General features: G+C 61.7%; 5 protein-coding genes. All 5 read right to left on the bottom strand.

The window, feature by feature from the left end; genetic code table 11:
• The coding region (locus MKS85_RS28625) for a cbb3-type cytochrome c oxidase subunit I (protein WP_310663249.1) at positions 1-770 on the bottom strand (770 nt) is incomplete at its 3' end.
• Between the two features lie 481 nt (positions 771-1,251).
• Positions 1,252-2,205 carry a cytochrome-c oxidase, cbb3-type subunit III gene (gene ccoP, locus MKS85_RS28620; RefSeq protein WP_047227188.1) on the bottom strand — a complete coding sequence of 318 codons (954 nt, stop codon included), beginning with the start codon at positions 2,203-2,205 and terminating at the stop codon, positions 1,252-1,254.
• On the bottom strand, positions 2,202-2,405 hold the full coding sequence (locus tag MKS85_RS28615) for a cbb3-type cytochrome c oxidase subunit 3 (RefSeq protein WP_047227189.1): 204 nt from the start codon (positions 2,403-2,405) through the stop codon (positions 2,202-2,204). The genes ccoP and MKS85_RS28615 overlap by 4 nt, the downstream gene beginning before the upstream one ends.
• A 4-nt stretch (positions 2,406-2,409) precedes the next feature.
• Positions 2,410-3,018, bottom strand: a complete 609-nt coding sequence (gene ccoO / locus MKS85_RS28610) for a cytochrome-c oxidase, cbb3-type subunit II (protein WP_047227190.1) — start codon at positions 3,016-3,018, stop codon at positions 2,410-2,412.
• Positions 3,019-3,028: 10 nt separating this feature from the next.
• On the bottom strand, positions 3,029-3,495 hold a 467-nt coding region (locus tag MKS85_RS28605; protein WP_310663248.1), incomplete at its 5' end, for a cbb3-type cytochrome c oxidase subunit I.

Below are 3,495 nucleotides of genomic sequence, written 5' to 3'. Positions count from 1 at the left end.
GGGCCGGCCCAGATGTACAGGGTGATCAGCGCCCAGAAGTGGACGATGGACAGGCGATAGGAATAGATCGGACGCTCGGCCTGTTTCGGCACGAAGTAATACATCATCCCCAGGAAGCCGGTGGTCAGGAAGAAGCCCACGGCGTTGTGGCCGTACCACCACTGGATCATCGCGTCGGTGGCGCCCGAGTAGGCCGAGTAAGACTTGAAGAAGCTGACCGGCAGGGACGCGTGGTTGACGATGTGCAGCATGGCGGTCACGACGATGAAGGCACCGTAGAACCAGTTACCGACATAGATGTGCTTGGTCTTGCGCTTGACGATAGTGCCGAAGAACACCAGACCGTAGGTCACCCAGACGATGGCCAGCAGAATAGCCAGGGGCCATTCCAGCTCTGCGTATTCCTTGGTGGTGGTGAAACCCATCGGCAAGGTCACGATCGCACCGACGATGACCGCTTGCCAACCCCAGAAGGTGAAGGCGGCGAGGCTGTCGGAAATCAGTCGCGTTTGGCAGGTTCGCTGCACGACGTAATAGGAAGTGGCAAACAACGCACAACCACCGAAGGCGAAGATCACCAGGTTGGTGTGCAGCGGGCGCAGGCGTCCAAACGTCGTCCATGGCAGATCGAAGTTCAACTCCGGCCAGACCAGTTGCGAGGCGATGAATACACCGAGCCCCATGCCAAGGATCCCCCAGACCACCGTCATGATGGCGAACTGGCGGACTACCTTATAGTTATAAGCAGTCGGACTGATTGCTGTGCTCATTCTAAGGTTCCACGGTTTGGGTGTTTTATTAGGATAAAAATCGGTCGCAAGTATGGAGAAAGCGGGGGGTCATTGCAACGCGCCATGACCTGGGTCAATGCTTTCCAAAGCAGATTCTGCGGCCTTTCCATGTGCTGAGTAGGGACAAAATTGGCCCTCGGTAAAATGTCGCAACGAAGGAAAGAGGCGAGGGGGGCAGGTCGGTTGTAACGGGGTGTGTTCGAGCACGGCGTTCGGGTGATGCCAGGTAACTGTCGCAACAGCCGGTATTCACCTGCCTTTGCGGCCTTTTTGTCGAACGATTGTCGAACGCATCGGGTCGGGTCGACCTGAAACCGGCAGTCGCCAGCGCACGCAGAGGCAAGCTTAGACTTGATTCCGGGGAACCGAAAGGAAGACGAAGGGAGGGTGCGACAATGCGTCGCGCAGGGGCACGAAACAGCCGCATCCAGATGGATGCGGCTGTTCGCGTGGTCAGGATTTATTCGCTTTTGCGTTCAGCTTGCAGACGCTCGGCGCCCGCCGCGTGGGACAGGCTGTAGACGTAAGCCGCGAGCAGTTGCACCTTGTCATTGCCGAGCAGCTCATTCTGCGCCGGCATATGGCCCTGGCGGCCATGACGGATGGTCTGTTGCAGTTGCGCCAGGCTGGTGCCGTAGATGAAGCCGGCCGGCAAGGTCAGGTCTGGCGCGCCCATGGCTTCGGTGCCTTTACCGTTGGCACCGTGGCAGGCAACGCAAGTGGTGTTGAACGCTTGCTGGCCTGCTTGCAGGTCGGCGCCGCTGTCTGCCGGCAGCGGCAGGCCCGCCAGATCATGGCGCACATACGCGGCCACGTTCTTGACGCCGGCTTCGCCCAGCACTTCGCCCCAGGCCGGCATCGCGGCCATGCGACCGCCCATGATGGTGGCCTTGATGGTTTCGGCACTGCCGCCCCAGCGCCAGTGGCTGTCGGCCAGGTTCGGGAAGCCGAAGGCACCCTTGGCGTCCGAGCCGTGGCAGACCGAGCAGTTGGAGGCGAACAAGCGGCCACCCATCTTCAAGGCCTGTGGGTCCTTGGCGACTTCTTCCACCGGCATGGCGGCGAATTTGGCGAAGATCGGCCCGAACTTGGCGTCGGCCCTGGCCATTTCCTTTTCCCATTCATGGGCGCCGGTCCAGCCATTTTCGTAGCCGGGCAGGATGCCTTTCCAGTTGCCCAGGCCCGGGTAGAGAACCAGGTAGCCGACGGAAAACACCAAAGTGCCGGCGAACAACAGGAACCACCACTGCGGCAGCGGGTTGTCGTACTCCTCGATGCCGTCGAAGCTGTGGCCCATGGTCTGGTCGACGCTGCCCTTGGTCTCGCCCTTGCGGGTGCCGATCAGCAGCCAGGTCAGACCGATCAGGCTGCCGATGGTCAGTACGCTGATCCACGTACTCCAGAAGGTGGTCATGGCCGGGTGCTCCTTGTTGCAGGGTCTTGGGGGTTGGCGATGTCGGCGGATGGCTCGTCGGCGAACGGCAGCAGGCGCGCCTGAGCGAACTCCGAGTTGCGCTTGCTGCTGAATACCCACAGGGTCAGGCCGATGAAGGCCACGAACACCACGACCGTGCCCAGGCCGCGGATCATTCCAGTGCTCATTTCAAGAAACATAGGCTCACCTCTTGCTCTTGATGGCAGTGCCGAGCACTTGCAGGTAGGCCACCAGCGCGTCCATCTCGGTCTTGTCCTTGAGCGAGGCCACGCTGCCGGCGATGTCGTCGTCGGTGTACGGCACGCCCAGGGTGCGCATGGCGCGCAGCTTGCCTTCGGTGTGGCTGCTGTCCACCGTTTGGGTCACCAGCCACGGATAGGCCGGCATCTTCGACTCAGGCACGACGTTGCGCGGGTTGTACAGGTGGGCGCGATGCCAGTCATCGGAGTAGCGCGCGCCGACCCGGGCCAGGTCCGGCCCGGTACGCTTGGAGCCCCACAGGAACGGGTGGTCCCAGACGCTTTCACCGGCCACCGAGTAGTGGCCGTAGCGCTCGGTCTCGGCGCGGAACGGACGGATCATCTGCGAATGGCAGCCGACGCAGCCTTCGCGGATATAGATGTCGCGACCTTCCAGTTGCAGGGCGGTGTAGGGCTTCATGCCGTCCACCGGTTTGTTGGTCACGTCCTGGAAGAACAGCGGCACGATCTGGGTCAGGCCGCCAATGCTCACGGCCAGAACCATCAGCAGCATCAGCAGGCCGACGTTTTTTTCGATTGTTTCGTGTTTCATGGCGGACTCCTCAAGCCATCTGCGCGGCAGCGGCGGCTTCGGCAGGCTGGTAGGCCCGCACGGTGCGCCAGGTGTTGTAGGCCATCAGCAGCATGCCGAGGAGAAAGATCGCCCCGCCCGCCAGCCGTACGACGAAACCGGGGTGGCTGGCCACCAGGGTTTCAACGAAGGAGTAGGTCAGGGTCCCATCCTCGTTCACCGCACGCCACATCAGGCCCTGGGCGATGCCGTTGACCCACATGGAGGCGATGTACAGCACGGTGCCGATGGTCGCGAGCCAGAAGTGCGCGTTGATCAGGCCGATGCTGTGCATCTGGGGGCGGCCGAAGACTTTCGGGATCATGTGATACAGCGCGCCGATGGAAATCATCGCCACCCAACCCAAGGCACCAGCGTGTACGTGGCCGATGGTCCAGTCGGTGTAGTGGGAGAGGGCGTTGACGGTCTTGATGGCCATCATCGGGCCTTCGAAGGTCG

The sequence above is a fragment of the Pseudomonas sp. JL2 genome, assembly GCF_031570495.1.
Lineage (GTDB): Bacteria > Pseudomonadota > Gammaproteobacteria > Pseudomonadales > Pseudomonadaceae > Aquipseudomonas > Aquipseudomonas rhizophila.
The sequence above is the reverse complement of the archived record's forward strand: the minus strand, read 5'-3'. Positions and strand labels throughout refer to the sequence as shown.

Bases quoted from the DNA above. Each gene is read 5' to 3' on its own strand.
- ccoP (WP_047227188.1), bottom strand. From the start codon at position 2,205: ATGACCACCTTCTGGAGTACGTGGATCAGCGTACTGACCATCGGCAGC.
- MKS85_RS28615 (WP_047227189.1), bottom strand. From the start codon at position 2,405: ATGTTTCTTGAAATGAGCACTGGAATGATCCGCGGCCTGGGCACGGTC.
- ccoO (WP_047227190.1), bottom strand. From the start codon at position 3,018: ATGAAACACGAAACAATCGAAAAAAACGTCGGCCTGCTGATGCTGCTG.